Raw genomic sequence first — 25555 nt, 5'->3', positions numbered from 1 at the left:
CTATTCGGCCGCCGCCTGCACCTCCGGCTCCTCCTCGATCCCCATGGCATCGTTGAAGCGGTTGAAGAAGCCGCAGAGCGTGATGCGGAGCGTCAGCTCGACGATCTGCGCCTCGGTGAAGGCGCCGCGCAGCCGGCGGAACAGCGCCTCCGGGATGCGGTTGGAATTCTCCCAGGCGGCGATCGCGTATTCGACCACCAGCTTGTCCGTCGCATCCAGCTCCGGATGCTCGCGCCAGTCCATGATCCGGTCGATGCCCTCGGAGGACAGGCCGGTCACCGCCAGGAACGGCTTGTGATGCGCCACGCAGTAATGGCAGGCATTGAGGTTGGAGACGACGACGATGGCGATCTCCAAGTAACGCTTCGGCAGCGTCGCCGCCGCACGCAGCTCCATCAGCATCGGCATCAGGTGCCGCAGCGCCGCCGGCACATGGGCGAGGACCGCGACCTGGTTGGCGAAGGGGCCGTAGTCGCCGGCGAATTCGCGGTAGATGGCGGCGAGCTCCGGCGCCAGCTCCTCCGGGGCGATGCTGCGAACGCGGGCCATGGCGATACTCCCTGGGATCAGGCCCGGAGTATCGCCAGCCGGAGCGGGCACGGCAAAGCCGAAAGCCTTGCGGCCGGCGGTGGATCGGATTATAGGATTATTCGCCTAATGCCCAACTTGGCATGGCGCCGGGGCCGTTGGGCACCGGATCACCGCCAATAAATTTTATTTAGAAGCAAATCAGGCGCTTATCCAGCGACACGGCCCGAAAAATAAATGGAATTGAGGGAAATTGAGCCGAATTTTGGCGAATTGAGCCGCTTTTAGCAGAATTTCAGATGACGAAATTCAGCGGCTCGACGCTCGGCCGCTTCACCCCCGCTGCCGCCGCCCGCTTGATCAGGTCGGCCACGGTCAGCCGGGTCAGGTGGTCCCGGCACAGCGCCTCCATCTCGCCCCAGAGCGGGGCCACCACCACTGCCTGCAGGCGGCCGGCGGGCGCCTCCGGTGTCGCATCCTCGTCCAGCGCGGTGGCGACCACCTCGGCCAGCCGCAGGTCGCGCGGCGGCCGGCCCAGGCGATAGCCGCCCTTCGGACCACGGACGCTGTCCAGCAGCCCGGCCCGGGACAATGCCTGCAATACGGGTTCGATGCCGCGGCGGGCCTGGCCCAGCCTTTCGGCGATATCGGCGGCGCTGACGGCTTCGGCGCGGCCGGCGTGGAAGGCCACGTCCAGCATGATGGCGATGGCCGTCATGGCTCTCTCGCGCCGCAGCAGCATCTGGCGACTCCCCGGGGTGATTGAACGTCCCAGGACCGTGATATGCCGGGCGGACCGGCGGGCGCAACCGCCGAAGCCCCGGGCCGCGTGAGCGCGGCCCGGGGGTCAGGCACTCAGTCCTTGGTCAGCGTCGCCGCTTCCGGACCCTTCTTGCCCTGCACGACCTTCATGTTCACCGCCTGGCCTTCGGTCAGGGGCGTGAGGCCGCTGCGCTCGAGCGCGGTGGCATGGACGAAGACGTCCCGGCCGCCGCCTTCCGGGGAGACGAAGCCGAAGCCCTTCTCCGCGCTGTACCACTTCACGGTGCCGCGCATCTCCTGCGCATCACCCTGCGGCATGAAGCCGCCGCCACCGCCGCCCATGGGCGGGCGCGGCGGACGCGGGCTGCCGAAGCCGCCCCGGTCCCCACCACGGTCGCCATAGCCGCCGCCGGCCGGGGCGCCGCGCGGTGCCGGGGTGGCATCGCCCTGGCTGGTGATCTCCAGCACCTCGGTTACCTGCTGGCCCTTCTGGCCGGGGCCGACGCGGATGCGCAGCCCGGCGCCCGGGTTCACCGCATCGGCACCGACCCGCTGCAGGACCGAGACGTGCAGGAAGGCATCGCCCGAGCCGTCGCCGAGCTCGACGAAGCCGAAGCCCTTCTCCGGGTTGAACCACTTGACGGTCGCCTTCAGCTCCGGCCCGGAGGCGAAGACCGAAGGCGATCGGATGATCGGGGGACCGCCGGTCGCGAAGGACGGCGGGGGCGGTGCCCAGCCTCCGCTGCTTCCTCCGAATTCGGGTGTATCGTCGTCGAAGCCGCGCTTGCGGGGCTTACGGGGGCGCCAGCTCTCGTTCTTGGCCATGTCGGAAACTCTCGGGTGCTCCTAGAGCCGCGCCCCATCCTCGGTGCGCGGCCTGCCTCAAGGCTTCACGGAAGCCGGATTGAGACGAGCGGCAAAGGTCGCGGTCCTGGGTCGCGCGGTCAAGTGGCAGATCGTGATATCCGTGGTGCCGGGGACATAAATCGCGATCAATCCTGCCGGGAACGCATCCCGCTGCCCCGATCCGGTCAGCGTTTCGCCGGCTTGAACTGGTAGGGCGCCGCGCTGGTCACCATCGGGTCCAGCGCCAGCCGATGCTCCAGCGGCGGGAAGGCGCGGCTGCGGCAATCCAGCCGGTCGCAGAGCCGGCAGGACAGGCCGATCCCGACCATCGCCCGCTCCAGGTCGAGGCCGTCACCATAGATCACTTCCGGCGCCCGGTTCAGGTCGCAGCCCATGGCGACGACATGCACCGCCGCCGGCTCCCCCCAGCGCGTCGGCGCGCCTTGCACGGTACGGGCGAAACACAGGAAGGCGCCGCCATCCGGCAGTTGCGCCAGCTGCACCTGCACCGTCCCCGGCGTGGCGAAGCCGTGGTGGACGATCCACTTGGGGCAGGATCCGCCGAAGCGGGCGAAGGGAAAGCCCGCCGCGCTGAAGCGCTTGTCGACGTTGCCGGCGGGATCGACCCGCAGGAAGAAGAAGGGCACGCCGCGCGCGCCGTCCCGCTGCAGGGTGGTCAGCCGGTGGCAGGCCTGCTCGAAGCTGACGCCGAATCGCGCCGCCAGGGCCTCCACGTCGTGCCGCAGGCTGCGGGCGGCGGTGACGAAGGGTGCATAGGGCATCAGCAGAGCGCCGGCGGCGTAGTTCAGCAGGCCGATGCGGATCAGCGCCGCCGCCTCCGTGCTGCTCGGCTCGAAGCCGCCGAGCGCCGCCTGCACCGCCTCCCCGGCCTCCAGCAGCATGAGCTGGAAGGCGAGGTGGAAGCCGCGGCTCTCGCGCGGCAGCGCTTCCGAAAGCTCCAGCCGCCGCCCGGCCGGGTCGTAGCGGCGCAGCGCGCTGGCCAGCGCCGTCACCGTCACCACCAGCCCATGGGTGTCGCGCAGCCGCTGCGCCACCGCATGGTTCATCTCGGCCGGGGCGGTGACGCGCATCTCGGCGGCGATGGCCTCGGCCTTGGCCTCCAGCACGGGGAAATGGTTGGCGCGGTCGTGGAAGAAGTCCCGCGCCTCCTCGGTCGGCAGCAGGATGCGGCGGCCGGTGGGCAGGGCGATGCCGCCGCTGTCCTCCCGCGCCACCCGCCAGGCGCGGTACAGCGCCAGCATGGCGCGGCCGGCATTGGGCGCGCTGCCGGCGAGCATCGAGATCTCGTCCTCCGGCACCTGGTCCAGGCCGAGCAGCGGGTCGGACAGCACCTCCCGCAGCCCGGTCTCCAGCGCCTTCTCCCGGAGGCCGGAGAGGGTGGCGATATCGACCTCGAGCGCCTCGGTCAGCTTGAGCAGCAGGGTCGGGGTGACGGCGCGCTGGTCGTGCTCGATCAGGTTCAGGTAGCTGGCGGAAATGCCGAGCCGGGCGGCCAGCGCCTGCTGCGCCAGGCCCTTCTCCTGCCGCAGCCGGCGCACCGTCCGGCCGATCATCGGTCGCGCCATGGTCTGCTCCCCTGCCCGAATCGGGGGGATCATAGGGAATTCGCCGCGGGAAGGCGCAGGCGAAGGCGGCCCGGATGGCAACGCAACGCCGCTACTCGCCGTAAAGCCCGGCGAGGAAGGCGAGGTCGGCGCGGCAGGGCCGGTAGAAGGGCAGCCGGCTGCGCCAGGCCAGCCATTCGAGGTCCAGCCGCCGCCGCCAGCCCAGCCGCAGGTGGCGGCGGGCGAAGCGGCGGGCCCGGGCGGCATTGCGGCGGGCGGCGAATTGCGCCTCCGCCGCCGGCAGGGCGAAGGGGCCGTCGAGGTGCTGGCCGACCAGCCGGCAGGTATCGGCATACATCCGCCCGACGCTGGCCGAGAGCCGCCCCGCCGCCTCCGCCGCGAACCAGCAGACCGGCGCGCCCTCCAGCCGCGCCACGCCGCCGCGCTGGGCCAGCCGGGCGGCGAGCTGGAAGTCCTGGGCGGTGCGGATGCCCTCGACCAGCGGCAGCACCGCGCCCAGCGCGGCGCGGCGGATCAGCGTGGTGCTGGGCACGATCTCGTTGTTGGTCAGCACCGCGCGCAGCGGCCGCGGCACCAGGTGCCAGGCGGCGGCTTCCTCCCGCACCGCGGGCAGCGGCTGGCCGAGGCGATAGGGCAGCACGCCGCCATAGGCGAGGTCGGCGCCCAGCGCCTCCAGCGCCTCCCGCAACCGCTGGGTGCTGCGCGGCATCGGCACGTCATCCGCATCCAGCAGCCGGACCAGCGGCCAGGCGGCGGCGGCGAGCCCGGCATTGGTCGCGCTGGCGACCCCGGCATTGCACTGGCGCAGCAGGCGGACGGCGGGATTGGCCGCGGCGAAATCCTCGAGCAGCGCGGCCGAGCCATCGGCCGAGCCGTCATCGACCAGGATGATCTCGCCGCCGGTCAGGCGCCACTCCGCCAGGATGGCGGGCAGGACCAGGGGCAGGAAGGGCCGCTTGTCGAAGACCGTCAGAACGAAGGAAACGCCCACTGCCCCATCCCATGCGAGTGCGGCCCCTATATCGGATTTGCATGGCGCCCGGCGGCAATTCGCCCGACAGCGACCCCGGCCCCGATTCCGGCCTCAGCCCGCCAGGCTGGCGGCAAGGTTCACCGCGACCGCCAGGATCACCGCATTGAACAGGAAGGAGACCAGGGCATGGATCAGGGTGAGCTGGCGCAGCAGGCGCTGGCTCACCGTCACGTCCGAGGTCTGGAAGGTCATGCCTATGGTGAAGGCGTAGTAGAGGAAGTCGGTGAACTCCGGCTTCTCGTCGCCGGGGAAGTCGAGGCCGCGGCCGCCTTCCTGCCAGTATTCATGCGCGTAGCGCACGGCAAACAGCATGTGCACGAAGACCCAGGACAGGGCGATGGTGCAGAGCGCCAGCACCACCTGGCGCGGCGTCGCCGGCCCCTCCCCCGAGGCCAGGTACCAGAAGACGGCGCCGAGCGAGGCGATGGCGGCGGCGAGGGTGGCGGCCAGCACCGCCGCCTCGCCCTCGTCCAGTGCCTCGGCCCGGCGGCGGATGGACTCCGGGGTGGCGCGCCGCATGACGACGAAGGTCGAGCCGGCATGGGCGACGACCGCGGCGCACCAGCCGAACAGCACCGCGCTCGGCCAGGGCAGCCCGACCAGCCGGGACAGGCCGCCCACCAGCACGCCCAGCGCCGCGGCCGCCAGCAGGATCGGCCTATGCCGGAGGCCGAAGCGGATCATGCGGCGGTGGCCTCCAGGGCGCGGGCAAAGACCGCCGGGTCCACGTTGCCGCCGCTGATGACCAGGCCGAAGCAGCGCCCCCTGGCATCCAGCTTGCCGGCCAGCAGCGCCGCCAGCGCCACCGCGCCACCGGGCTCGGCGACGATCTTCAGATGCTCGAAGGCGAAGCACATGGCGCGGAAGACCTCGGCCTCCGTCACCGCAACGCCGCCGGCGAGGCGGGCGAGGTTGATCGGGAAGGTGATGGCGCCCGGCTGCTTCGAGAGCAGCGAATCGCAGAGCCCCGGCCCGGTGCCGTCATTGGCGATGCGATGCCCGGCGGCCAGGCTCAGCCGGGTATCGTCCCAGCCCTCGGGCTCCACCGCCCAGATCTCGGCGGCGGGGGCCAGGGCTTCCAGCGCCAGGGCGCAGCCGGCGACCAGCCCGCCGCCGCCGGTACAGGCGGCGAAACCCTCGAGCGCGAGGCCCGCCGCCGCGGCATCCTCCACCAGTTCCATCGCCAGGGTGCCTTGGCCGGCGATGACGTCCGGGTGGTCGAAGGGCGGGATGGCCGTCGCGCCGCGCTCGGCGGCGAGGCGCTGCGCCAGGGCCTCGCGGTCGGTGGTGTGGCGGTCGAAGAAGACCACCTCGGCGCCCCAGCGGCGGGTGCTCTCGACCTTGATGGCCGGGGCATCGCTCGGCATGGCGACGACGGCCGGCATGCCCAGCATCTGCGCGGCGCAGGCCGTCGCCTGGCCATGGTTGCCGGAGGAATGGGTGGCGATGCCGCCGCGCCGCGCCTCGGGGCCCAGCAGCAGCGCCGCATTGGTGGCGCCGCGCAGCTTGAAGCTGCCGGTGCGCTGCAAGGGCTCCGGCTTCACCAGGATGGTGCCGCCGGTGAGTTCGTCGAGCAGCGCGTGGCGCAGCATCGGCGTGCGGATGATGCGGCCGCGCAGCCGCTGCGCGGCCGCCTCCACATCGGCATAGGTCGGGACCTCGGTCATGCGGCGGGCCTTTCGAAGCGGCGTGGGTCGCAGAGCGGCACGGCGGCGGCGACATCGGCGTCCGGTGCCTCCCCCGCCACCAGGGAGGCGAGCAGCCGCCCGGCCGCCGGCGCGGTCTGGATGCCGTAGCCACCCTGGCCGAGCATGAAGAAGAAGCCGGGCTCGCTGCCCGCGCCGATCGCCAAGCCGCGGTCGGGGGTGAAGCTGCGGAGGCCGGCCCATTTGTGTTCGATGCGGCCGACCGGGATGTCGAGTGCCTGCTGCATCCGGTCGATGGCGACGGCGACGTCGATCTCGTCCGGCTGGGCATCCAGCGGCGCGCTGTCGGTCTCGTCGGCCGGGGAGACCATCAGCTTGCGGCGGGCTTCCGGGCGGACGTACCAGCTATGGTCGACGTCGCCGACCAGCGGCCATCCGGCGCAATCGTGGTCGCCGGGGTCGATGATGCAGGCGGTGCGGCGCTTCGGCTGCAGGCCGAGGGTGCGGACACCGGCCAGTGCCGCGACCTCGTCGCCCCAGGCGCCGGCGGCATCGACCAGCACGGGGGCGCGGAAGGTGGCGCCGGTGCTGGCCTCGGCATGCCAGAGGCCGGCCTCCCGCCAGATGCGGCCGGCGCGATGGCGCAGCCCCAGCACGCCGCCGAGGCTGCGCACGAGCCTGAGGAAGCCCTGGTGGATGGCGGCGACGTCGAGGTCGAAGCAGTCGGTCTCGATCGCCGCCATGACGGCATAGCCGGGCCGCAGCACCGGCACCATGGCGCGGGCGGCCTCGAGGTCGAGCGGGCGGATATCGGCGCCGCCGGCGATCATCGATTCCAGATGCGCGACCTGCGCGGGCGGGGCCAGGTGCAGCACGTCGCGGGCCTGGATGAGCGGGGCCTCGGCGAAGCCGGGCGGCGGCGCATCGAAGAAGGCGCGGGAGGCGGCGGTGAGGATGCGCGCATCCGGGCTGCCGTAGTTGCGGATCCAGATGGCGGCGGAGCGGCCGGTGGCATGGTAGCCGGCGCTTTCCTCCGCCTCCAGCAGGGCCACCCGGAAACGGGGGGCGAGATGGGCGGCGGCGGTGGCGCCGGCCATGCCGGCTCCGATGACGATGGCCTCGACGGTCTGGATTTCCATCCCGCCAACGTCGCGCCGCGGCGGCCCCCCGGCAAGCGGCCCGCCCGGTTCCGGCGGCGGGAGACTAGGCGCTGGGGCCGGCGTTCTCGGTCCGGCCGCCGTTCCCCGTCAGGGCTTCCTTCGCCTCGGCAGCCTGATCGTCCGGCACGATCAAGGAGACCATGATGCCGGGCTTGGCGCCGCCGTCGGCCTTGAAGCCGTGATGGGCTTCGCTCCGCTTCTCGTCGGTGCCGGCCGTCGCATTCTCGGCGCCGGCGGCCTGGACCTGGATCTTCTCCCGCGGCAGGCCGAGCTGCTGGACCAGGGTCTCGACGGCGCGCTCGGCCTCGGGGCGCGAATCGAACAGGGCGGTGATGGTGGGCATGGGGTCTTGATTCCTCCGCATCGGGTGCTTCCGCCCCAACGGCGGCCCTCCGGGAATGTTCCCGGCCTCCGGAGGCAGCGCCGCCGCTGCCACGAGCCGGCAAACCCCACAATACCGCCACCTATGATGAGGACCCGTTGTCAGCGCACCCCTGCCCCGCGTAGTTTGCCGGCCGGGGCCGGGACAGGTCCATGCAGGGAAGCCGGCGGGGATAACCCCGCCGTGTGGGAAGGACGGACAAGAATGCCAATCCAAGGATTGAGCCGGCGCAATGTGCTGCGCTCGGGTGCTGGCGTGATCGCGGCCGGCACGCTTTCGGCGCCGATGGTACATGCCCAGGGCACCGGCGGCAGCCTGCGGGTCGCCTTCTGGGACCACTGGGTGCCCACCGGCAACGACGCGATGCGCAAGCTGGTGAAGGAATGGAGCGACAAGAACCGGGTCGAGGTCACGCTCGACTTCATCAATACCACGGGCAACCAGCTCCAGCTCGCCGGCGCCGCCCAGGCGCAATCGAAAAGCGGCCACGACATCATCTCCCTCGCGCCCTGGGACGTCGGTTCCTATGCCAATGTGCTGGAGCCGGTGGATGACGTGATCAACCGGCTGATCGCCAAGTACGGCCCGATCAGCCCCGTCTCCGAATACCTGGCCAAGCGCGACGGCGCCTGGCGCGGCGTCCCGGCGGTCTCGGGCAGCCAGAACAAGCCGGCCTGCGTCCGCTACGACCTGCTGCAGGAACACGCGGGCATCGACATCCGCGCCATGTGGCCGGCCGAGGACAAGGCCGGCCCGGGCGCCGAGACCTGGACCTGGGACACCTTCCTGATGGCCGCCGAGAAGTGCCAGAAGGCCGGCGTGCCCTTCGGCCTGCCGATGGGCGCCTTCACCGATGCGGTGGACATGGTCGGCGCGATGTTCGCCAGCTTCGGCGCCTCGATGATGGACGAGAAGGGCAAGCCCACCGTGCGCGGCAACGCCAAGCTGCGGGCCGCGATCGAGTATGCGGTGAAGCTGTCGAAGTTCCTGCCGAACGACGTCTGGGCCTGGGACGATGCCTCCAACAACCGGGCGCTGATCTCGGGGAAATCCGCCCTGGTCTTCAACCCGCCCTCCGCCTGGGCGGTGGCCAAGCGCGACCAGCCGCAGGTGGCCGAGAAGTGCTGGACCGTCCCGATGCCGGCCGGGCCGGAGGGGCGCTTCCTCGCCTACCTGCCCTGGACCTCGGGCATCTGGAATTTCGGCCGCAACAAGACCACCGCCAAGGCGCTGCTCGAGCACCTGAGCGAGCGGCCGCAGGCCGAGGCGCTGACCAGCCAGACCGCGGGCTACGACATCCCGCCGTTTGCGAGCATGAGCGACTTCAAGATCTGGCAGACCGAAGGCCCGCCGACCGGCACCGTCTTCAACTATCCGCTGAAGGCGCACCACATGGCGAAGCCCTCGGTCGCCTTCGCCCCGGCACCGGGCGAATTCGCCGCCCAGATGTACGTCCAGGCGCTGAACACCAAGGTCATCGCCCGGGTCGCCCAGGGCGGCGATACCATGGACCAGGCGCTCGGCTGGCTGGAGCGCGAGCTGAGCACCATCGTCCGCGGCGGCTGATTGGCTACGGGAGGGGCGGCCGGTGCCGCCCCTCCGCTGCGCTGCAGACCTGAGGAGATCGCACCATGGCCGCTGACGGCACACTCGTCGTCGCCGAAGCGAGGCCGGCCGGGCATGGCCGCGCCTCGACGCTGCAGCGCTTCGCCCGCCGGCGGAGTACCATCGCCTTCCTGATGACCCTGCCGCTGATCGCCATCATCGGCGGGCTGGTCGCCTACCCGGCGGCCTATGCGATGTATCTGGCGACGCTGAACCGGCGGATGACCGCCAATATCGGCCTCGGCAATTTCGAGATCCTGCTGGAGAACGACACCTTCCGGGCGGTCATCTGGCAATCCTGCATCTTCGCCATCGGCGCCGTCGTGGCCAAGGCGCTGATCGGCTTCTGGCTGGCGCACATGCTGCACGCCATCCCGGCCAAGGGGCAGCGCAAGTGGCGCGGCATGCTGCTGGTGCCCTGGGTCATCCCGCCGGCGCTCTCGACGCTCGGCTGGTGGTGGATGTTCGACCCGAGCTATTCCTCGATCAACTGGATCCTCAACATCTTCGCCGTGCCCTCCGTGCCCTGGCTGGGCGAGCCCTGGTGGGCGCGCATCTCGGTCATCATGGTGAACGTCTGGTACGGCTCGCCCTTCTTCATGATCATGTACCTGGCGGCGCTGAAGTCGGTGCCGGACCAGCTGTACGAGGCCGCGGCGATCGACGGCGCGACCGGCTGGCAGGGGCTGCGCTACGTCACCCTGCCGATGATGCAGAACATCATCAGCATCACCGTGCTGTTCAGCCTGATCGTCACCTTCGCCAACTACGACATCGTGCGCGTCCTGACCAACGGCGGGCCGCGCGACATGACGCAGGTCTTCGCCTCCTACGCCTTCCAGGTCGGCATCCTGTCCGGCAACCTGCCGCGCGGCGCCGCCGTCAGCCTCTTCATGTTCCCGGTCCTGGCGATCTTCGCCTTCTTCATCCTCCGCGGCATCAACCGCCGCAACAAGGAGCAGATGTGATGTCGGCCACCGCCATCCCGGCCAGCTATACCGGGCGCAAGCTCGGCAGCCTCAGGTCCGAGCGGCGCTGGGCGCTGTGGGTCGCCTATGCCTCGCTCATCATCGCCTGCATCATCTTCCTGGCGCCGCCCTTCTACATGCTGGTGACCAGCCTGAAGTCGAGCGCCGAGATCTCCAACCTTTCGGGCAATCCCTGGATCGTGCGCGCGCCGACGCTCGAGAACTACATCGAGCTGATCAACAATCCGCTGTTCCGTGGTTTCTTCTGGAACAGCATCATCGTCACCGTCTGCGTCGTCGTCATCTCGATGGTGGTCTCGGTGCTGGCGGCCTTCGCCCTGGCGCGGATGAAGTTCTGGGGCAGCCAGATGCTGGCGACGGGGGTGTTCCTCACCTACCTGGTGCCGGACACGCTGCTGTTCATCCCGCTCTACCAGATCGTCGGCGGGCTTGGCCTGCTGAACAGCATCTGGGGGCTGGTGCTGATCTACCCGACGCTGACGGTGCCCTTCTGCACCTGGATCATGATCGGCTACTTCGCCTCCATCCCGAAGGAGCTGGACGAGGCGGCGCTGATCGACGGCGCCAACTGGATGCAGATGCTGACCAAGATCTTCATCCCCGTGGCGCTGCCCGGCATCATCGCGGCGACGATCTTCGCCTTCACCGTCTCCTGGGCGGCCTTCGTCTACCCGACCGCCTTCGTCACCACGCCGGACCAGATGCCGCTGACCATCGGCGTCGTCTCACAGCTCATCCGCGGCGATACCTTCGCCTGGGGGCAGATCATGGCGGGCGCGCTGATGGCGGCGCTGCCGCCGGTGGTCGTCTACGCCTTCCTCATGGACTACTACATTGCCGGCCTGACCGCCGGTGCCACCAAGGGCTAGGGCTTCACATGGCACAGGTTCACCTGCGGAAGATCGTCAAGGAATACGAGGGCGGCGTGCAGGCGGTGAAGGGGATCGACCTCGACATCGCCGACCATGAGTTCGTGGTGCTGGTCGGACCCTCCGGCTGCGGCAAGTCCACCACGTTGCGGATGATCGCCGGCCTCGAGGAGATCTCCGGCGGCGAGATCGACATCGGCGGCTCCATCGTCAACGACGTGCCGCCGCGCGACCGGGACATCGCCATGGTGTTCCAGAACTACGCGCTTTATCCGCACATGACGGTCTACGACAACATGGCCTTCGGGCTGATGCTGCGGAAGTTCGACAAGGCGGAGATCAGGAAGCGGGTCGAGAATGCGGCCCGCATCCTCGATATCGGCATGCTGCTGGACCGCAAGCCGAAGGCCCTCTCGGGCGGCCAGCGGCAGCGGGTCGCCATGGGCCGGGCCATCGTCCGCGACCCGGCGGTCTTCCTGTTCGATGAGCCGCTGTCGAACCTCGACGCCAAGCTGCGGGTGCAGATGCGGACCGAGATCAAGAAGGTCCACCAGACGGTCAAGACGACGACCATCTACGTGACCCACGACCAGATCGAGGCGATGACGCTCGCCGACCGCGTGGTGGTGATGAACCACGGCAACATCGAGCAGGTCGGCCCGCCGCAGGAGTTGTATCACCACCCGCGGACCCGCTTCGTCGCCGGCTTCATCGGCAGCCCCTCGATGAATTTCATGCCGGCGAAGCTGGAAGGCAATGGCGCGGCGCTGACCCTGCACCTCGCCGATGGCATCAAGCTGCCCATCCCCGCCGCCCGCACCGCCCGCTATGCCCCGCATGCCGGGCGCGACGTCCTCTTCGGCATCCGCCCCGAGCACCTGACCGAGACCCGCCAGACCGAGCACCGTGCCAATATCGCGGTCTTCGAGGCGGCGCCCGAGGTGGTGGAGCCGATGGGCATGGAGACGCTGCTGCATTTCTGGATGCAGGGCCATGAGATCTGCGCCCGCTTCGACCCCGCGGTCGAGGTCTCCCCCGGGCAGCGGGTGCCGATGGCCGTGGACATGGATCAGATGCACCTGATCGACCCGAAGACCGACCTGGTGCTGTAGCCGGGGCGGCGGCGCCGGGGTAGGATTGCGGCATGGCAAGCTATACCCCGGTGCTGATCAGCGCCGACACCCTCTCCGCCGTGGTCGGCGACATCTTCCGCGCCAATGGCTGCGACACCGCCGAGGCCGACCGCATCGCCCACCATCTGCTCGGCGCCAACCTGGCCGGGCATGACAGCCATGGCGTGGCGCGGGTGCCGCGCTACGTGGAATGGCAGCAGGCCGGCTACGTCGTCGCCGGGCAGGAAGCCGAGGTGGTCACCGACGGCGGCGCCTTCGCCGTGCTGGATGGCCATTACGGCTTCGGCCAGACGGTCGGGCCGCAGGCGACCGCCATGGGCATCGAGCGCGCCCAGCAGCACGGCACCGCCATCATCGCCCTGCGCAATGCCGGGCATGTCGGCCGCATCGGCGCCTATGCCGAGCAGGCGATCGAGGCCGGGCTGATCTCGATCCATTTCGTCAACGTCGCCGGCAGCGTGCTGGTTGCGCCCTTCGGCGGGACCGAGCGGCGCTTCTCGACCAACCCCTTCTGCGTCGGCGTGCCGACCAGCCCGCCGGTGGTGCTGGACTTCGCCACCTCACTCGTCGCCGAAGGCAAGGTGCTGGTCGCCAGCAATGGCGGCAAGGCCCTGCCGCATGATGCGCTGGTCGAGCCGGACGGGACCCTCTCGGCCGATCCGCATACGCTGTATGGCGACTACGACCAGATCGGCCCGCGCAATGCCTCGAACGGGCTCGGCGCCATCCGCGCCTTCGGCGAGCACAAGGGCTCCGGCCTCGCCCTGGTCTGCGACCTGCTGGCGGGCGCCTTCACCGGCGGCGGCTCCTCCGGCCCGGTGAAGGAACGCGGGCGAATCAGCAACGGCATGCTCTCGATCTACATCTCGCCGCAGCATTTCGGCTCCCGCGCCGAATTCCTGAAGCAGGCCGAGGATTACGTGGCCTGGATCAAGACCTGCAAGCCGGCGGCCGAGGGCGGCGAGGTGCTGGCGCCCGGCGAGCCCGAGGCGCGGCTGAAGGCGGAGCGCCTGGCCAAGGGCGTGCCGCTGCAGCCGGATACCTGGGCCAGCATCGTCGCCTGCGCCCGCAGCCTCGGCGTCACCGTGCCGAACTGAGCGCCCCATGACCGAGGATCCGACCGCGGCGGCCCGCTATGGCCGTTACGCGGCGCTGCGCCGACGCATCCTGACGGATGCCTCGAAGCGGGTGCCACTGGCCAGCATCGCCCAGCAGGCCCGGGCGCTGTCGCTCTGGGACGGCAAGCAGGTGCGGCCGGCGGATGAGATGCAGCTCGCCATGGTCTTCGACCTCGGCGTGCTGGAGCCGCTGGGCGAGCATGGCCGCGGCATCGACCGCCAGGCCAAGGCCGATGCGCCGGTCCCGGGCAGCGAGGACTACCGGATGCTCGGCGCCCTGGCGATCGCCCGGTTCGGCCTCTGGCGCATCCTCGGCCCGCATCCCGAGGGCGGCGTCATGGCCGAGGCCTTCCCCGGCGGCGAGCCGCTGGTGATCTGGGACCGCTTCCTCGACCGCAACCGCGCCCCCGGCGCGCTGGTCGGCGCCCGCATCGCCTATCCCGAGGACGACCTGCCGATGACCTGCGGCGCGGTCGTCTCGCTGGACTCGCGGGTGGTGGAACGGCTGCTGCTCGGCGTCCCGGCGCAGCGCGGGCCGGTCATCCCCAGCCTGCCGCTGCCGGACGACGGACCGCTGCTGGACCGGCTGGTGGCCGAGCCGGCGGCGCGGCTGAAGCTGGAAGGCCTGGCCCGCGGCAAGGGCTATGCCGCCATGGTCTATCGCACCGCGATCGACCTCGGGCTGGCCGGGGCGGTGCCCGGCCGCACGCCGCCCGAATTGCTGCCGCAACAGGGCTGAACCGCCACACTCATCCGGGACATCGTCATGCGCCGCCTGCTGCTTGCCCTGCCGCTCCTCGCCGGCCTCGTCGCGCCCCCAGCGGCCCAGGCCTTCCCGGACCGGCCGATCTCCTTCGTCACCGGCTATGCACCGGGCGGCTCCACCGACATCGCGGCGCGGATCCTGGCCGAACGGCTCGGCGCCAATCTCGGCAACGATGCCAGGGTGGTGGTGGAGAACCGCCCCGGCGCCGCCGGCATCGTCGCCAGCGAATGGCTCAAGCGCCAAGCGCCCGATGGCCATACCATCATGCTGGTCGAAAGCTCCTCCCATGCCATCGCCCCGGCGGCGCTGGTGGGCGGCACGCGCTACGACCCGGTGGCGGATTACTCCCACCTCGGCATCATCGGCACCGCGCCGCTGATCCTGGTGGTGAACAAGGACTTCCCCGCGCGGACGGCACCCGAGGTGCTGGAGCGGCTGCGCTCGGCGCCGCCCGAGACCTTCGCCTATGCGACCTCCGGCGTCGGCGCCATCGTGCACCTGGCGCCCGAGATGCTGGCGCTCGACCTCAAGACCCGCTTCGTCCATGTGCCCTACCGCAGCGGCGGGCAGATGCTGACCGCGATCTTCCAGGGCGAGGGGCAGTTCGGCATCGCCGTGCTGGCCTCCGCCGCGCAGCAGGTGCGCGACGGCATGGTGCGCGGCATCGCCGTCACCGGGGAACGCCGCTTCCCCTCCTTCCCCGAACTGCCGACGCTCGCCGAGGCCGGGGTCACCGGCTACGACCTGGTGACCTGGAACATCATCCTCGGCCCGCCGGGGATGCCGGCGCCGGTGCAGCAGGCGATCAACCGGGCGCTGGTCGCCTCCCTCGCGGAGCCGGCGCTGCGCCAGCGGCTGCTGACCGCGGGGGTGGAGGCCTGGACCGCGCCGAACGGCCCGGCCGAGGCGCGGGCCTTCCTGACGCGGGAAGTGGCGAAGTTCCGCGTCGTGGTGGAGCGCACCGGGGTGAAGCTGGAGCCCTGAGCCGGCCTCAGGTCCTAGCCTGGTCCGGCGCCGCGGGGGCGGGGCCGACCAGCCGCCGGATCTGCTCCAGTAGCGCCGGCGCATCCCAGGCCAGGTCGCCCTCAACCCGGGCCCGTTCCTGGCCCTGGCGATCCACCAGGACCGTGGTCGGCAGGCCGCGCGCGCCGAGTGCCCGGCTCGCCGCGCCGCGCGGGTCCAGCCAGACGCCGAGCTGGCGGATGCCCTTGTCGCGGTAGAATCCCTCCACCTGGGCCCGGCCGCCACGGTCGGAGGAGAGCGCCAGGACCTGGATGCCGTCCGCGGCCAGCGCCGCCTGGGTGCGGTCGAGCGCCGGCATCTCCGCCACGCAGGGCGGGCACCAGGTCGCCCAGAGGTTGATCAGCAGCCCCTTGCCCGGGAAGTCGGCCAGGGTATGCGGCTTGCCCTCGGCATCGAGGAAGCCGAATTCCGGCAGCGGCTTCGGCCCGGTCTCGGCCAGGCGCGGCGGATTGCCCGAGGCGAAGGCTTTGCGCCCCGCCGCCGCCCCCGCTAGGGTCCCGCCCATCGCCAGGACCAGCCCGCGACGGGTCGCCCGCAGCTCGGAAAGCACATCCATCGTGTCTAGTAACTCCCAATGGGGCGGCCGCTTCGCCGCCGGTCCCTCCGCCATCATGCAGGCGATCAACGCCTCCATCGGCTTCGACCGCAAGATGTGGCGCCAGGACATCCGGGGCAGCCTCGCCCATGCCGCCATGTTGGCGCATGTCGGGATCATCTCAAGTGCGGATGAGGCGGCGATCCGGGCGGGGCTGGAGGCCATCGCCCAGCGCATCGAGGCCGGGGACTTCCCCTGGGACGAGGCGCTGGAAGACATCCACATGAACATCGAGGCGCGGCTGACCGCCTCGATCGGCGAGGCCGGCAAGCGGCTGCATACCGGGCGCAGCCGCAACGACCAGGTGGCGCTGGATGTGCGCCTCTGGGTGCGGGATGCGATCGACGGGCTCTCGGCCCAGGTCGAGGACGTGATGCGGGCGCTGACGGCGAAGGCGGCCGAGCATGCCGGCACCACCATGCCGGGCTTCACCCATCTGCAGCCGGCCCAGCCCGTGACCTTCGGCCACCACATGCTGGCCTATGTCGAGATGCTGTCGCGCGACCTGTCGCGGCTGGCCGATTGCCGCCGCCGGATGAACGAGAGCCCGCTCGGCGCCGCGGCCCTGGCCGGCACCGGCTTCCCGATCGACCGGCACATGACGGCCGCGGCGCTCGGCTTCGACGGGCCGACGCGGAACAGCCTCGACAGCGTCGCCTCGCGCGATTTCGCCGCCGAATTCCTGTTTTGCTGCGCCATGTGCGCCACCCATCTCTCGCGCTTCGCGGAAGAGGTGGTGATCTGGACCAACCCCTATTTCGGCTTCGTCAAGCTGTCGGATGCCTTCACCACCGGCTCCTCGATCATGCCGCAGAAGCGCAACCCCGATGCGGCGGAGCTGGTGCGCGGCAAGACCGGGCGGATGACCGGGGCGCTGGTCGGGCTGCTGACCGTGCTGAAGGGCCTGGCGCTGACCTATTTCAAGGACATGCAGGAGGATAAGGAAGGCGTCTTCGATGCCGCCGAGAACCTGACCCTCTGCCTTGCCGCCGTCGGCGGGATGGTGCGCGACATGCAGCCGGATGCCGCCCGCCTCCAGCAGGCGGCCGGCGCCGGCTTCTCCACCGCGACCGACCTGGCGGACTGGCTGGTGCGGACGCTGAAGATGCCCTTCCGCGATGCCCATCACGTCACCGGCCGCTTGGTCGCCAGGGCGGAAGCCAAGGGCAGCGACCTCGCCGGGCTCACGCTGGCCGAGCTGCAGGCGGAGGAGCCGCGCATCACCGAGGCGCTCTACGGCGTGCTGACGGTCGAGGCCTCGGTCGCCTCCCGCACCTCCTTCGGCGGCACGGCGCCGGAGAATGTCCGGCGGATGGCGGCCGAGTGGCAGGAGCGGCTGGCATGAGGCAGGCCGTCCTCCTCCTGCTGGCCCTGGCGGTGCCGCTGGCCGGCTGCGGCCGGGCCGGGCCGCCGCGCCCGCCGGGGCCGAAGGACCAGATCATCTACCCCCGCGGCTATCCCCGGCCGGACCCGGTGCCGGGCGCCGCGGGCAGCGCGCCGCGCGTCACTCCGCCGGAGCCCAATGCCATGGTGCCCTTCGGCACCTCCCCCGGCGCCGCGCCGAATACCGCGGAGACCCCGCCGGCGCTGCGCTGAGGGCAACCCGGGCCGGCCGCACCCGTTCCCCCCCGGAGAGCGGGAGGAGCGGCATGCGGATCCACCATTTCGATTGCGGCCCGGCGCGGCCCCTGGGCGGGGCGCTGATGGACGGCGTCAGCCCCGGCGCCATCGGCCGGCTGACCTGCCATTGCCTGGCGATCGAGACCGACCGGCATGGCGTGGTGCTGGTCGATACCGGGCTCGGGCTGCGCGACATGGCGCATCCCTGGTCGCGGCTGCCCATCCTCAATACCGCCAGCCTGCGCTTCCGCTTCGATGCCAACCATACGATGCTGCGGCACCTGCGCCATGCCGGGATCTCGCCGCGCGACGTGCAGCACATCATCATGACGCATCTCGACTTCGACCATGCCGGCGGGCTGATTGATTTCCCCGGCGCCCAGGTGCATGTGATGGTACCGGAGGCCAAGGCCGCCATGACGCGCCGCAGCCTGCTCGACCATGCCCGCTACCGCCCGGCGCAATGGGGCGATACCCGGCGCTGGCACCGCTACCCCGAACGCACCGCCGGGCGCTGGTTCGGCTTCGACGCCGTCACCGAGCTGGAGGGGCTGCCGCCGGAATTCCTGCTGGTGCCGCTGCCCGGCCATAGCGCCGGCCATGCCGGCGTCGCCATCGAGGGGCCGCGCGGCTGGATGCTGCATGCCGGCGACAGCTACTTCAACCGGGCCGAGGTGCATGCCGCCGAGCCCGGCTGCCCGCCGGGCGCGGCCGCCTATGAGCGGATCATGGCCTGGGATGCCCGGCTCGGCCGGGCCAACCAGGCGCGGGTGCGGGCCCTGGTGCGGGAGGAGCCGTGCCCTGTCGCGGTCTTCTGCACCCACGACCCGGTGGAATACGTCGCGATGGCGGTCTGGCAGGGCAATGCGACGCCCGCCGCCGACGATGGCGGCGGCACCCGGCAGGTGGCCTGATCCCCGGTCGTCAGCCCTTCCGGCACTGCATGGCGTACCCGGCCTCATCGGTCGAGAAGCTGGCGCTGATCTCGTCGTTGCCGACCACCCAGCCGAGTTGCGTCATGCCGAGGAAGGCCAGGCCGCCGGTGGTATGGGGCGGGCCGTAGCGGCGAATGAGCAGGGCCTTGAAGGCCTCGTCGTCATCGCGGTTGCGGACCCCGTAGGTCACGCATTCCAGGCCATTGCCGGCGATGGCGAAGGAGAAGACGGTTCGCAGCACCAGCGTGCCGTCGGTGAACTCGCCGCTAGCCGCGGTCACCAGCGGCGGAACCCGTGGGCGCCGCGCTTCCGGCAGCAGCGCGACCTTGCCGCGGGATGCGGCGACGACCTGCTCCGGCGTCATGCCCCAGCGGGTATATTGCCAATCGGCCTGGGCCGGTGGCGCGACGAGCAAGGCAGCCAGGCCCAAGGCGAACGGTCGCACGGCACGGGTTCCCCGAGCTGAGGCCGCAGCGTTTCAGCTTCGCCGCTGCCGTTCAAGCATTTCCCCGGTCGCGGCCCGGGGCGGCGGCAGTTGCCGAGTTCGGCGGCGCGGGATTAGCCTCCGGGAAAAGCCCCGGAGGAAACGATCATGCCCGAGCTGACGATCACGCCGCTTGGCTATGCCATGGGCGCCGAGGTCACCGGCCTCGACCTGCGCCGGCCGCTCGACGACCTGACACGGCGCCGCATCTACGACGCCTGGCTGAAGCATGTCGTGCTGGTCTTCCCCGGCCAGCCTTTGTCGCCCGAGCAGCACATCGCCTTCTCCGCCAATTTCGGCACGCTGGACGACCATGAATCCCAGGCGCCGGAGACGCTGCTGGAAGGCCACCGGGAGATCCTGGTGGTGACCAACAAGCACCGGCTCGGCAAGCCCAGCGGCACCCGCAACACCGGGCGCAATTGGCATACCGATCTCTCCTATACCTTGCGCCCGGCCAAGGGCTCTCTCCTGATGTGCCAGGAGAAGCCCCCCGTGGGCGGCGACACCATGTGGGCCAACCTGACCATGGCCTACGAGACGCTGAGCCCGAAGATGCAGGGCATCCTCGAGGGGCTGGAGGCGGTGCATGACGTGACCCTGGTGAAGGGCATCGGCGCGCGGGACCCCGCCATCGTGGCGACCATGAAGCAGCGCAACCCGGCGGTGGTGCATCCGATGGTCCGCGTCCATCCCGATACCGGGCGGAAGTCGCTGCTGGCGGGGGAGCGGGTCAGCCATATCCTCGGCTTCTCCGAGGACGAGAGCGCTGCCTTGCTGGCCTTCCTCAATGCCCATGCCACCGCGCCCGAGTTCGTCTACCGGCACCGCTGGTCGGTCGGCGACATCGTGCTCTGGGACAACCGCTGCACCTGCCACGTGGCGCTGCCGGATTTCGACCAGACCCAGCCGCGGCTGATGCTGCGCTGTTCCCTGAAGGGCGAGTCCGAGGGGCGGCTGGCCGAGGCGGCGCCGGCGGCGACGCGGGAGCAGATGATCCAGACGGTCGCGTCGCTCTCGTGATCCCGCGCCGCGCGCTGCTGGCGGGGCTGATGGCGACACCCGCCCTCGCCCAAGGCGGCTACCCGAACCAGACCATCCGCGTCGTCGTCCCCTATGTCCCCGGCGGCACCACCGACTTGGTCGGCCGCATGGTGGCGGAGGCGCTGGCCGAGCGCCTGCCGCGCCCGGTGGTGGTGGAGAACCGCGGCGGGGCCAGCGGCATCATCGGCTCGGAGGCGGTGGCCCGCGCCGCGCCGGACGGGCACATGCTGCTGCTCTGCGCCAGCGCCCATGCGGTGCTGCCGGAGTTGTATCCCAATCTTTCCTGGGATCCGCTGACGGATTTCACCCCGATCGCCCCGGTCGCCGCCACGCCCTACATGCTGGTGGTCCATCCCTCCCTGCCGGTGCAGTCCCTGGCCGATCTGGTGGCGCTGGCCCGCGCCCAGCCGGGCAGGCTGAACTTCGCCTCCACCGGCATGGGCACGGCGCAGCACCTGGCCGGGGAGCAGCTGAAACGGCTGGCCGGGATCGACCTGCTGCATGTCTCCTACCGCGGCAGCGGCGCGGTCAGGGCCGATCTGCTGACCGGGCGGATCAACCTGATGTTCGAGAATGTCGCGCTGACCACCGGCATGGTCCAGCGCGGCGAGGTCCGCGCCATCGCGGTCACCAGCCCCAGCCGCACCCCGCTGGCCCCGGAGCTGCCGACCCTGGCGGAGCTGGGCTATGCCGGGGCCGAGATCGAGGGCTGGTTCGGCCTGCTGGCGCCGCCGCGCACCCCGACCGAAGTGGTCGCCACGCTGAATGCCGCGGTCAACGACTGGCTGCGCCAGCCGGCGGCGGCGCAGAAGCTGGCCGGGCTCGGCGCCCGGGTGCTGGGCGGCACGCCGGGGGATCTCGCCACCATCATCCGCAGCGAGCGCCAGCGCTGGGGCAGCATCATCCGCGACGCCAACATCAGGCCGGAGTGAAGGCATGAGCCGCCATATCGTCGCCTCGGTCGGCGACATCCCGGAGAACGGCAGCAAGCTGGTGGAGGTGAAGGGCCGCCGGATCGCGCTGTTCCATGTCGCCGGGGAGTATTTCGCGCTGACCGACCGCTGCCCACACGAGGGCGGCAGCCTCTGCGCCGGCAAGCTGATCGGGCTGGTGCAGTCGAAGGAGCCGGGACAGTACCTGTACTCCCGGCCGCATGAGATGCTGCAATGTTCCTGGCACGGCTGGGAGTTCGACATCCGCACCGGGCAGAGCTATTGCGACCCGGACAGCATCCGCGCCAGAACCTACCAGGTTTCGGTCGAACCGGGAGGTTCGCTCACGAACCAGGGGCCGGGGGATGCGCTGGCGAAGGGTCCCTTCGTCGCCGAGACCTTCCCGGTCTCGGTCGAGGACAAGTACATCGTGGTGGAGGTCTAGGACAGCATGGCGGGATGGCATCGCGTGGCCGATGAGGCCGACCTCATGGAGAACATGCCGCTGCCGGTGCGGGTGGGCGACCTCTCGATCGCCGTGGTACGGCTGGAGGACGGCATCTTCGCGGTGAACGACATCTGCACGCATGAATATGCGCTGCTGTCGGACGGCTACTGCGAGGACGGCAAGCTGGAATGCCCGCTGCACCAGGCCTGCTTCGACATCCGCACGGGCGCGGCGTTGAACGAGCCGGCGGATGTCCCGGTCGCCACCTACAAGGTGAAGCTCGAGGACGGCGGGGTCTTCGTCGAGGCGTGACGTTCAGTCCGCCTTGATCCCGGCCTCGCGCACCACCCGGGTCCATTTCGCCACCTCGGTGCCGAGCTGGGCCTGGAATTCCTCCGGCCCGGTCTCCAGCGGGTCGAGGCCGGCGGCGATGATCCTCTCCCGCACGGCTGGCAGGCGCAGCGCCGCCAGCATGTCCCGGTGCAGCTGCAGGACCCGCGCCTGCGGCAGCCCGGCGGGGCCGAGGATGCCGTACCAGGACCCCGCCTCCGCCCCGGCGAAGCCAAGCTCCGGCAGGGTCGGCAGCTCCGGCAGCTCCCGCCAGCGCCGCGCATCCGCCACGGCCAAGCCGCGCAGGGCGCCGCCCCGGAGCTGCGGCACGGCGACGGTGGAGTTCAGGAACCCCGCCTGCACCTGGCCCGAGAGGATGGCCGCCTGAGCCGGCGCCGCGCCGGTGAAGGGCACGTGCGTCAGCTCGATCCCGGCGACGTTGGCGAAGAGCGCCGTCGCCAGGTGGCTGGCATTGCCGACGCCGGCGGAGCCCATGGTGATGCCGCCGGGCGTCGCCTTCGCCAGGGCGACGAACTGCGCCACGTCCCGCGCCGGCACCGCGGGATGCACCGCCAGCACCATCGGGTGGAAGGCAGCATTGATGAGGGCGGTGAAGTCCCGCACCGGGTCGAAGGGCAGCCGCGGCATCAGCGCCGGGTTCATCACATGCGCGGTCGCCGCCAGCAGCAGGGTATGGCCATCCGGCACGGCGCGGGCCACCACCTCGGTGCCGATGGCGCTGCCGGCGCCGGGGCGGTTCTCGATCACCACCGGCTGGCGCCAGGCGTCATACAGCGCGGCGCCGAGGGTGCGGGCGAGGATGTCGGAAGGCCCGCCCGGCGCATAGGGGACGACGATGCGCACCGGGCGGTCGGGCCAGGCCGGTTGGCCGCGCGCCACCGCGGGCGCGGCGAGACCGGCCAGCAACAGCGCGCGGCGCCTCATCACCCATGCACCCGCGCCGCGCCCCGGCGGCGCCAGGCGCTCATCTGCTCGGCCGAGGTATGCACATGCACCACCACCGGCTTGCCGCGCACGGCGAAGGCGCGGGCGATGCCTTCCTCGACCTCGGCCTCGGTGCTGATGGTGATGCCCTCGGCGCCGAAGACCCGGGCCCAGGCGGCGAAGTCCGGGTTGGTGAGCTTCACCGCGGATTCATAGGGCCGGTTCGGGTAGCGCACCTCGTGGTGCATGCCGATGGTGCCGTAGCGCTTGTTGTCGGAGATGATGATGATCGGGCAGGCACCGTACTGCATGGCGGTGGCGATCTCGTTGCCGCTCATCAGCGCGCCGCCGTCGCCGACGAAGCCGATGGCCTGCTTGCCCGGGCGGCGGATGGCCGCGGCGACCGCCATCGGCACCCCCGCGCCCATCGCGCCAACGACGGAGGACAGGAAGTTCTGGCCCGGCTTGAAGCCGATGTAGCGATGGATGAAGGAGGAGAAGTTCCCCGCATCCGAGGTGACGGCCGCATCGGGGGCGAGGTGCTTGCCGATCTCGATGCAGACGGCGGCGAAGTTCACGCCATCGGCCATGCTGTCCCAATTGGGCGCCATCAGCCCCTGGTGGATGCCGTTCAGCCCGGCGACCCAGCCGCGGCGCTTCGCCGCATCGGCCGGCGCGCCGCGCTTCAGCAGGGCGCGGATCACGTCGGCCGGCTCGGCGGCGATGCCGAGGTCGGGGCGGAAGACCCGGCCGATCTCGTTGGCATCCGGCCAGACATGGACCAGCGGAAGCTGCGGGTCGGGCGCGGTCGGGAAGCTGTAGGACTGGCTGACGCTGTCGGTGAGGCGCTCGCCGAGGCTGACCAGCAGGTCGGCCTTCCGCATCTCGGCGATCAGGTCCTTGGGCACCCGGATGCCCATGTAGCCGCCGTAGTTGGGATGGCTGCTGTCGAACAGCTGCGGCCGGCGGTGCGTCGGCGAGACCGGCAGCATCCATTGCTCGGCGAGTTGCTGCAGCTCGGCGAGCGTCCCGGCCGCAGCATTGGCCAGCGCCCCGCCGACCCAGACCAGCGGCCGCTCCGCCTTGGCCAGCATCCCGGCGAGCTGGTCGAGGTCCTCGGCGCGGGCGCCGCCATAGACGCGCGGGCGTGGCTTCGCAACCGGGGCGTCGGTCAGCTCGTCGAAGATATCCTCGGGCAGGATGACGGCGACCGGGCCCGGCGTGCCGCTTTCGGCCAGGTGGAAGGCGCGGGCGATGGATTCGCTCGCCTGCACCACCTCGTTCACCTCGATGACGTCCTTGGTCACGTCGGCCAGCAGCTTCGCGTAATTCTGCTCCTGCAGGGCGAGGCGGCCGAAGTCCTTCCGCTCCACCTGGCCACAGAGCACCACCAGCGGCGTCGCATCGTGATGCGCCGTGTGCAGCGCGACCATGGCATTCGACAGGCCCGGCCCGCGCGAGACCAGCAGCACGCCGGCGCGGCCCTCCCGCATGCGGCCATCGGCGACGGCCATGAAGCCGGCGCCGCCCTCGTGCCGGCAGACGATCAGGCGCATCTGGTCGGGGATATCGGTCAGCGCGTCGGTCAGGCCGAGGAAGCTCTCGCCTGGCACCATCCAGATGGTGTCGATGCCATGCGCGATCAGGCTCTCGGCCAGGACGCGGCCCACGGTGCGGCTCATTGTTGATTTCCTCCCTTGTCGTGTTCGGCAGCCGATTCAGACCTGCCGGCCAAGCGGCCGTTCGGTCATCGGCAGCCTATTCCCCACGGATGCCGGCTTCCGCCACCACCCGCTGCCATTTCGGCACGTCACTCTCGAGCAACCGGACCAGCGGCGCCGGCCCGGTCAGCAGCGGCTCGGTCCCGGCGGCGGCGAAGCGGGTGCGCAGATCCGGCAGGTCGCGCATCGCCGCCAGGGTCTCGACCAGCCGGGCCAGGATCGGCTCCGGCAGGCCGCGCGGGGCGGCGATGGCGTACCAGTTCAGCGCGACATAGCCGGGGACGACCTCGGCGATGGCCGGCGTTTCGGGCAGGCTGGCGACGCGCTCGGCGGTCGCCACGCCGAGCAGCCGCACCCGGCCGGCGCGGACATGCGGCAGGGTCTCGACCGTGCTGGCGAAGACCATGTCGATCTCCCCGGCATAGAGCGCGGTCATCGCCGGCGCCGCGCCGCGATAGGAGATGTGCTCGAGCTTCACCCCCGCCGCGCTGGCGAAGAGCGCGCCCGAGAGGTGGTTGGAGGAGCCGGCGCCGCCGCTGCCATAGGTCAGCGTATTCGGCCGCGCCCGGGCCGCCGCGATCACGTCCTGCACGCTGCCGAGCGGCCCGTCGGCCCGCACCACCATCGCCGTCGGCACATCGGCGACGAGGCTGACCGGCGTCATCGCGCTGCGCGGGTCGAGCCCCTGCCCCGGATACAGCGCCGGCACGCTGGCGAGCGAGGCGCTGGTCAGCAGCAGTACGCTGCCATCGGGCGGCGACTGCACCACGGTGCGGATGCCGATGCTGCCGCCGGCGCCGGGGCGGTTGTCGATAACGAAGGGCTGGCCCAGCCGCTCCCGCAGCTGGTCCGCGATCATCCGGCCGATTGTATCGATCGGCCCACCGGCGCCGAAGGGGATGACGAGGCGCACCGGGCGCGCGGGCCAGGCCTCCTCGGCACGCGCCGCTGCCGGCAGCAGCGCGGCCGCGAGCAGGCTGCGGCGGTCAAGCACCGTCATTGTCCTGGATCCTCCGTCCTGCCGCCATTGAAGAAGGCTTTGCGCCCGGCGTGAA

The 25555-nt window shown here is 71.0% G+C and carries 28 protein-coding genes; 14 read left to right on the top strand and 14 right to left on the bottom strand.

The features are described 5' to 3' along the window. From AC0IW9_RS09265 to AC0IW9_RS09225, 9 genes are all read right to left on the bottom strand, one after another. Window positions 1-549 carry a carboxymuconolactone decarboxylase family protein gene (locus AC0IW9_RS09265; RefSeq protein WP_471647944.1) on the bottom strand — a complete coding sequence of 183 codons (549 nt, stop codon included), beginning with the start codon at window positions 547-549 and terminating at the stop codon, window positions 1-3. 274 nt (window positions 550-823) lie between these two features. After that, window positions 824-1270 (bottom strand): RrF2 family transcriptional regulator, encoded by a 447-nt coding sequence (locus tag AC0IW9_RS09260; protein ID WP_471647943.1) that lies wholly within the window; start codon window positions 1268-1270, stop codon window positions 824-826. A gap of 113 nt (window positions 1271-1383) precedes the next feature. Beyond that, a complete protein-coding gene (locus AC0IW9_RS09255) occupies window positions 1384-2115 on the bottom strand; it encodes a cold-shock protein (RefSeq protein WP_471647942.1) in 732 nt (243 codons plus the stop codon). Window positions 2116-2321: 206 nt separating this feature from the next. Continuing rightward, window positions 2322-3722: a helix-turn-helix domain-containing protein gene (locus AC0IW9_RS09250; RefSeq protein ID WP_471647941.1), complete on the bottom strand. Its 1401-nt coding sequence runs from the start codon at window positions 3720-3722 to the stop codon at window positions 2322-2324. A 91-nt stretch (window positions 3723-3813) separates the two neighbouring features. Continuing rightward, window positions 3814-4713, bottom strand: coding sequence for a glycosyltransferase family 2 protein (locus tag AC0IW9_RS09245; protein ID WP_471647940.1), 900 nt, complete (start codon window positions 4711-4713; stop codon window positions 3814-3816). A gap of 93 nt (window positions 4714-4806) precedes the next feature. Then, window positions 4807-5439: a DUF1345 domain-containing protein gene (locus tag AC0IW9_RS09240; protein WP_471647939.1), complete on the bottom strand. Its 633-nt coding sequence runs from the start codon at window positions 5437-5439 to the stop codon at window positions 4807-4809. Continuing rightward, complete coding sequence (locus AC0IW9_RS09235) at window positions 5436-6422, bottom strand: threonine ammonia-lyase (protein ID WP_471647938.1); 987 nt, start codon at window positions 6420-6422, stop codon at window positions 5436-5438. Before AC0IW9_RS09235 ends, AC0IW9_RS09240 begins: the two co-directional genes overlap by 4 nt. Continuing rightward, window positions 6419-7540, bottom strand: a complete 1122-nt coding sequence (locus tag AC0IW9_RS09230) for an NAD(P)/FAD-dependent oxidoreductase (protein ID WP_471647937.1) — start codon at window positions 7538-7540, stop codon at window positions 6419-6421. The genes AC0IW9_RS09235 and AC0IW9_RS09230 overlap by 4 nt, the downstream gene beginning before the upstream one ends. 64 nt (window positions 7541-7604) lie before the next feature. Beyond that, window positions 7605-7904, bottom strand: coding sequence for a hypothetical protein (locus tag AC0IW9_RS09225; protein WP_471647936.1), 300 nt, complete (start codon window positions 7902-7904; stop codon window positions 7605-7607). Window positions 7905-8162: 258 nt separating this feature from the next. Between AC0IW9_RS09225 and AC0IW9_RS09220 the strand changes: the two genes are divergently transcribed. From AC0IW9_RS09220 to AC0IW9_RS09190, 7 genes are all read left to right on the top strand, one after another. Beyond that, the gene (locus AC0IW9_RS09220; protein ID WP_471647935.1) at window positions 8163-9509 is read left to right on the top strand and encodes an ABC transporter substrate-binding protein; all 1347 of its coding nucleotides are present in this window, start codon (window positions 8163-8165) and stop codon (window positions 9507-9509) included. Window positions 9510-9574: 65 nt separating this feature from the next. Then, window positions 9575-10516 (top strand): carbohydrate ABC transporter permease, encoded by a 942-nt coding sequence (locus AC0IW9_RS09215; protein WP_471647934.1) that lies wholly within the window; start codon window positions 9575-9577, stop codon window positions 10514-10516. Then, complete coding sequence (locus AC0IW9_RS09210; RefSeq protein WP_471647933.1) at window positions 10516-11406, top strand: carbohydrate ABC transporter permease; 891 nt, start codon at window positions 10516-10518, stop codon at window positions 11404-11406. Before AC0IW9_RS09215 ends, AC0IW9_RS09210 begins: the two co-directional genes overlap by 1 nt. A gap of 8 nt (window positions 11407-11414) precedes the next feature. Further along, a complete protein-coding gene (locus tag AC0IW9_RS09205; protein WP_471647932.1) occupies window positions 11415-12518 on the top strand; it encodes an ABC transporter ATP-binding protein in 1104 nt (367 codons plus the stop codon). 32 nt (window positions 12519-12550) lie between these two features. Beyond that, window positions 12551-13636 carry a malate/lactate/ureidoglycolate dehydrogenase gene (locus AC0IW9_RS09200; protein ID WP_471647931.1) on the top strand — a complete coding sequence of 362 codons (1086 nt, stop codon included), beginning with the start codon at window positions 12551-12553 and terminating at the stop codon, window positions 13634-13636. Window positions 13637-13643: 7 nt separating this feature from the next. Continuing rightward, entirely contained in the window at window positions 13644-14396 is a 753-nt protein-coding gene (locus AC0IW9_RS09195; protein ID WP_471647930.1) for a hypothetical protein, read from the top strand. Window positions 14397-14423: 27 nt separating this feature from the next. Then, a complete protein-coding gene (locus AC0IW9_RS09190) occupies window positions 14424-15407 on the top strand; it encodes a Bug family tripartite tricarboxylate transporter substrate binding protein (RefSeq protein ID WP_471647929.1) in 984 nt (327 codons plus the stop codon). A 7-nt stretch (window positions 15408-15414) separates the two neighbouring features. Here AC0IW9_RS09190 and AC0IW9_RS09185 read toward each other — a convergent pair whose 3' ends face one another. Further along, window positions 15415-16002, bottom strand: coding sequence for a TlpA family protein disulfide reductase (locus tag AC0IW9_RS09185; RefSeq protein ID WP_471647928.1), 588 nt, complete (start codon window positions 16000-16002; stop codon window positions 15415-15417). A 1-nt stretch (window position 16003) separates the two neighbouring features. Between AC0IW9_RS09185 and argH the strand changes: the two genes are divergently transcribed. From argH to AC0IW9_RS09170, 3 genes are read left to right on the top strand one after another with little or no spacing between them, the layout of a single operon-like run. Continuing rightward, window positions 16004-17386, top strand: coding sequence for an argininosuccinate lyase (argH, locus tag AC0IW9_RS09180; protein ID WP_471647927.1), 1383 nt, complete (start codon window positions 16004-16006; stop codon window positions 17384-17386). Then, entirely contained in the window at window positions 17383-17637 is a 255-nt protein-coding gene (locus tag AC0IW9_RS09175; RefSeq protein ID WP_471647926.1) for a hypothetical protein, read from the top strand. Before argH ends, AC0IW9_RS09175 begins: the two co-directional genes overlap by 4 nt. Before the next feature lie 53 nt (window positions 17638-17690). Further along, a complete protein-coding gene (locus AC0IW9_RS09170; protein WP_471647925.1) occupies window positions 17691-18575 on the top strand; it encodes an MBL fold metallo-hydrolase in 885 nt (294 codons plus the stop codon). 10 nt (window positions 18576-18585) lie between these two features. Here the strand turns inward: AC0IW9_RS09170 and AC0IW9_RS09165 are convergent, their stop codons facing one another. Further along, a complete protein-coding gene (locus AC0IW9_RS09165; protein WP_471647924.1) occupies window positions 18586-19041 on the bottom strand; it encodes a hypothetical protein in 456 nt (151 codons plus the stop codon). A gap of 147 nt (window positions 19042-19188) precedes the next feature. Between AC0IW9_RS09165 and AC0IW9_RS09160 the strand changes: the two genes are divergently transcribed. The 4 genes from AC0IW9_RS09160 to AC0IW9_RS09145 are packed head-to-tail and all read left to right on the top strand — an operon-like array spanning window position 19189 to window position 21816. Continuing rightward, window positions 19189-20103 (top strand): TauD/TfdA dioxygenase family protein, encoded by a 915-nt coding sequence (locus AC0IW9_RS09160; RefSeq protein ID WP_471647923.1) that lies wholly within the window; start codon window positions 19189-19191, stop codon window positions 20101-20103. Continuing rightward, on the top strand, window positions 20100-21056 hold the full coding sequence (locus tag AC0IW9_RS09155) for a Bug family tripartite tricarboxylate transporter substrate binding protein (RefSeq protein WP_471647922.1): 957 nt from the start codon (window positions 20100-20102) through the stop codon (window positions 21054-21056). The genes AC0IW9_RS09160 and AC0IW9_RS09155 overlap by 4 nt, the downstream gene beginning before the upstream one ends. Before the next feature lie 4 nt (window positions 21057-21060). Next, window positions 21061-21501 carry a Rieske (2Fe-2S) protein gene (locus AC0IW9_RS09150; protein ID WP_471647921.1) on the top strand — a complete coding sequence of 147 codons (441 nt, stop codon included), beginning with the start codon at window positions 21061-21063 and terminating at the stop codon, window positions 21499-21501. A gap of 24 nt (window positions 21502-21525) precedes the next feature. Next, window positions 21526-21816, top strand: coding sequence for a non-heme iron oxygenase ferredoxin subunit (locus AC0IW9_RS09145; protein WP_471647920.1), 291 nt, complete (start codon window positions 21526-21528; stop codon window positions 21814-21816). Between the two features lie 3 nt (window positions 21817-21819). On the opposite strand, the gene AC0IW9_RS09140 is transcribed toward AC0IW9_RS09145, so the two are convergent. The 3 genes from AC0IW9_RS09140 to AC0IW9_RS09130 form a co-directional block, all read right to left on the bottom strand. Next, window positions 21820-22779: a tripartite tricarboxylate transporter substrate binding protein gene (locus AC0IW9_RS09140; RefSeq protein ID WP_471647919.1), complete on the bottom strand. Its 960-nt coding sequence runs from the start codon at window positions 22777-22779 to the stop codon at window positions 21820-21822. Then, a complete protein-coding gene (locus tag AC0IW9_RS09135; RefSeq protein ID WP_471647918.1) occupies window positions 22779-24461 on the bottom strand; it encodes a thiamine pyrophosphate-dependent enzyme in 1683 nt (560 codons plus the stop codon). The genes AC0IW9_RS09140 and AC0IW9_RS09135 overlap by 1 nt, the downstream gene beginning before the upstream one ends. A 76-nt stretch (window positions 24462-24537) precedes the next feature. Continuing rightward, the gene (locus AC0IW9_RS09130; RefSeq protein WP_471647917.1) at window positions 24538-25500 is read right to left on the bottom strand and encodes a Bug family tripartite tricarboxylate transporter substrate binding protein; all 963 of its coding nucleotides are present in this window, start codon (window positions 25498-25500) and stop codon (window positions 24538-24540) included. Between the last annotated feature and the right edge of the window lie 55 nt (window positions 25501-25555).

The sequence above is a fragment of the Belnapia sp. AC561 genome (assembly GCF_979252845.1).
Note: the sequence above shows the minus strand (reverse complement) of the source record. Positions and strands in the feature narration are given on the sequence as shown.

What these genes read in the sequence shown, in the direction of transcription:
- AC0IW9_RS09170 (WP_471647925.1), top strand. Translation starts at nt 17,691, where the DNA reads ATGCGGATCCACCATTTCGATTGCGGCCCGGCGCGGCCCCTGGGCGGG.
- AC0IW9_RS09255 (WP_471647942.1), bottom strand. Translation starts at nt 2,115, where the DNA reads ATGGCCAAGAACGAGAGCTGGCGCCCCCGTAAGCCCCGCAAGCGCGGC.
- AC0IW9_RS09260 (WP_471647943.1), bottom strand. Translation starts at nt 1,270, where the DNA reads ATGCTGCTGCGGCGCGAGAGAGCCATGACGGCCATCGCCATCATGCTG.
- AC0IW9_RS09130 (WP_471647917.1), bottom strand. Translation starts at nt 25,500, where the DNA reads ATGACGGTGCTTGACCGCCGCAGCCTGCTCGCGGCCGCGCTGCTGCCG.
- AC0IW9_RS09230 (WP_471647937.1), bottom strand. Translation starts at nt 7,540, where the DNA reads ATGGAAATCCAGACCGTCGAGGCCATCGTCATCGGAGCCGGCATGGCC.
- AC0IW9_RS09225 (WP_471647936.1), bottom strand. Translation starts at nt 7,904, where the DNA reads ATGCCCACCATCACCGCCCTGTTCGATTCGCGCCCCGAGGCCGAGCGC.
- AC0IW9_RS09235 (WP_471647938.1), bottom strand. Translation starts at nt 6,422, where the DNA reads ATGACCGAGGTCCCGACCTATGCCGATGTGGAGGCGGCCGCGCAGCGG.
- AC0IW9_RS09135 (WP_471647918.1), bottom strand. Translation starts at nt 24,461, where the DNA reads ATGAGCCGCACCGTGGGCCGCGTCCTGGCCGAGAGCCTGATCGCGCAT.
- AC0IW9_RS09265 (WP_471647944.1), bottom strand. Translation starts at nt 549, where the DNA reads ATGGCCCGCGTTCGCAGCATCGCCCCGGAGGAGCTGGCGCCGGAGCTC.
- AC0IW9_RS09160 (WP_471647923.1), top strand. Translation starts at nt 19,189, where the DNA reads ATGCCCGAGCTGACGATCACGCCGCTTGGCTATGCCATGGGCGCCGAG.
- AC0IW9_RS09250 (WP_471647941.1), bottom strand. Translation starts at nt 3,722, where the DNA reads ATGGCGCGACCGATGATCGGCCGGACGGTGCGCCGGCTGCGGCAGGAG.
- AC0IW9_RS09200 (WP_471647931.1), top strand. Translation starts at nt 12,551, where the DNA reads ATGGCAAGCTATACCCCGGTGCTGATCAGCGCCGACACCCTCTCCGCC.
- AC0IW9_RS09215 (WP_471647934.1), top strand. Translation starts at nt 9,575, where the DNA reads ATGGCCGCTGACGGCACACTCGTCGTCGCCGAAGCGAGGCCGGCCGGG.
- AC0IW9_RS09140 (WP_471647919.1), bottom strand. Translation starts at nt 22,779, where the DNA reads ATGAGGCGCCGCGCGCTGTTGCTGGCCGGTCTCGCCGCGCCCGCGGTG.
- AC0IW9_RS09240 (WP_471647939.1), bottom strand. Translation starts at nt 5,439, where the DNA reads ATGATCCGCTTCGGCCTCCGGCATAGGCCGATCCTGCTGGCGGCCGCG.
- AC0IW9_RS09210 (WP_471647933.1), top strand. Translation starts at nt 10,516, where the DNA reads ATGTCGGCCACCGCCATCCCGGCCAGCTATACCGGGCGCAAGCTCGGC.
- AC0IW9_RS09205 (WP_471647932.1), top strand. Translation starts at nt 11,415, where the DNA reads ATGGCACAGGTTCACCTGCGGAAGATCGTCAAGGAATACGAGGGCGGC.
- AC0IW9_RS09195 (WP_471647930.1), top strand. Translation starts at nt 13,644, where the DNA reads ATGACCGAGGATCCGACCGCGGCGGCCCGCTATGGCCGTTACGCGGCG.
- AC0IW9_RS09150 (WP_471647921.1), top strand. Translation starts at nt 21,061, where the DNA reads ATGAGCCGCCATATCGTCGCCTCGGTCGGCGACATCCCGGAGAACGGC.
- AC0IW9_RS09175 (WP_471647926.1), top strand. Translation starts at nt 17,383, where the DNA reads ATGAGGCAGGCCGTCCTCCTCCTGCTGGCCCTGGCGGTGCCGCTGGCC.
- AC0IW9_RS09185 (WP_471647928.1), bottom strand. Translation starts at nt 16,002, where the DNA reads ATGGATGTGCTTTCCGAGCTGCGGGCGACCCGTCGCGGGCTGGTCCTG.
- AC0IW9_RS09190 (WP_471647929.1), top strand. Translation starts at nt 14,424, where the DNA reads ATGCGCCGCCTGCTGCTTGCCCTGCCGCTCCTCGCCGGCCTCGTCGCG.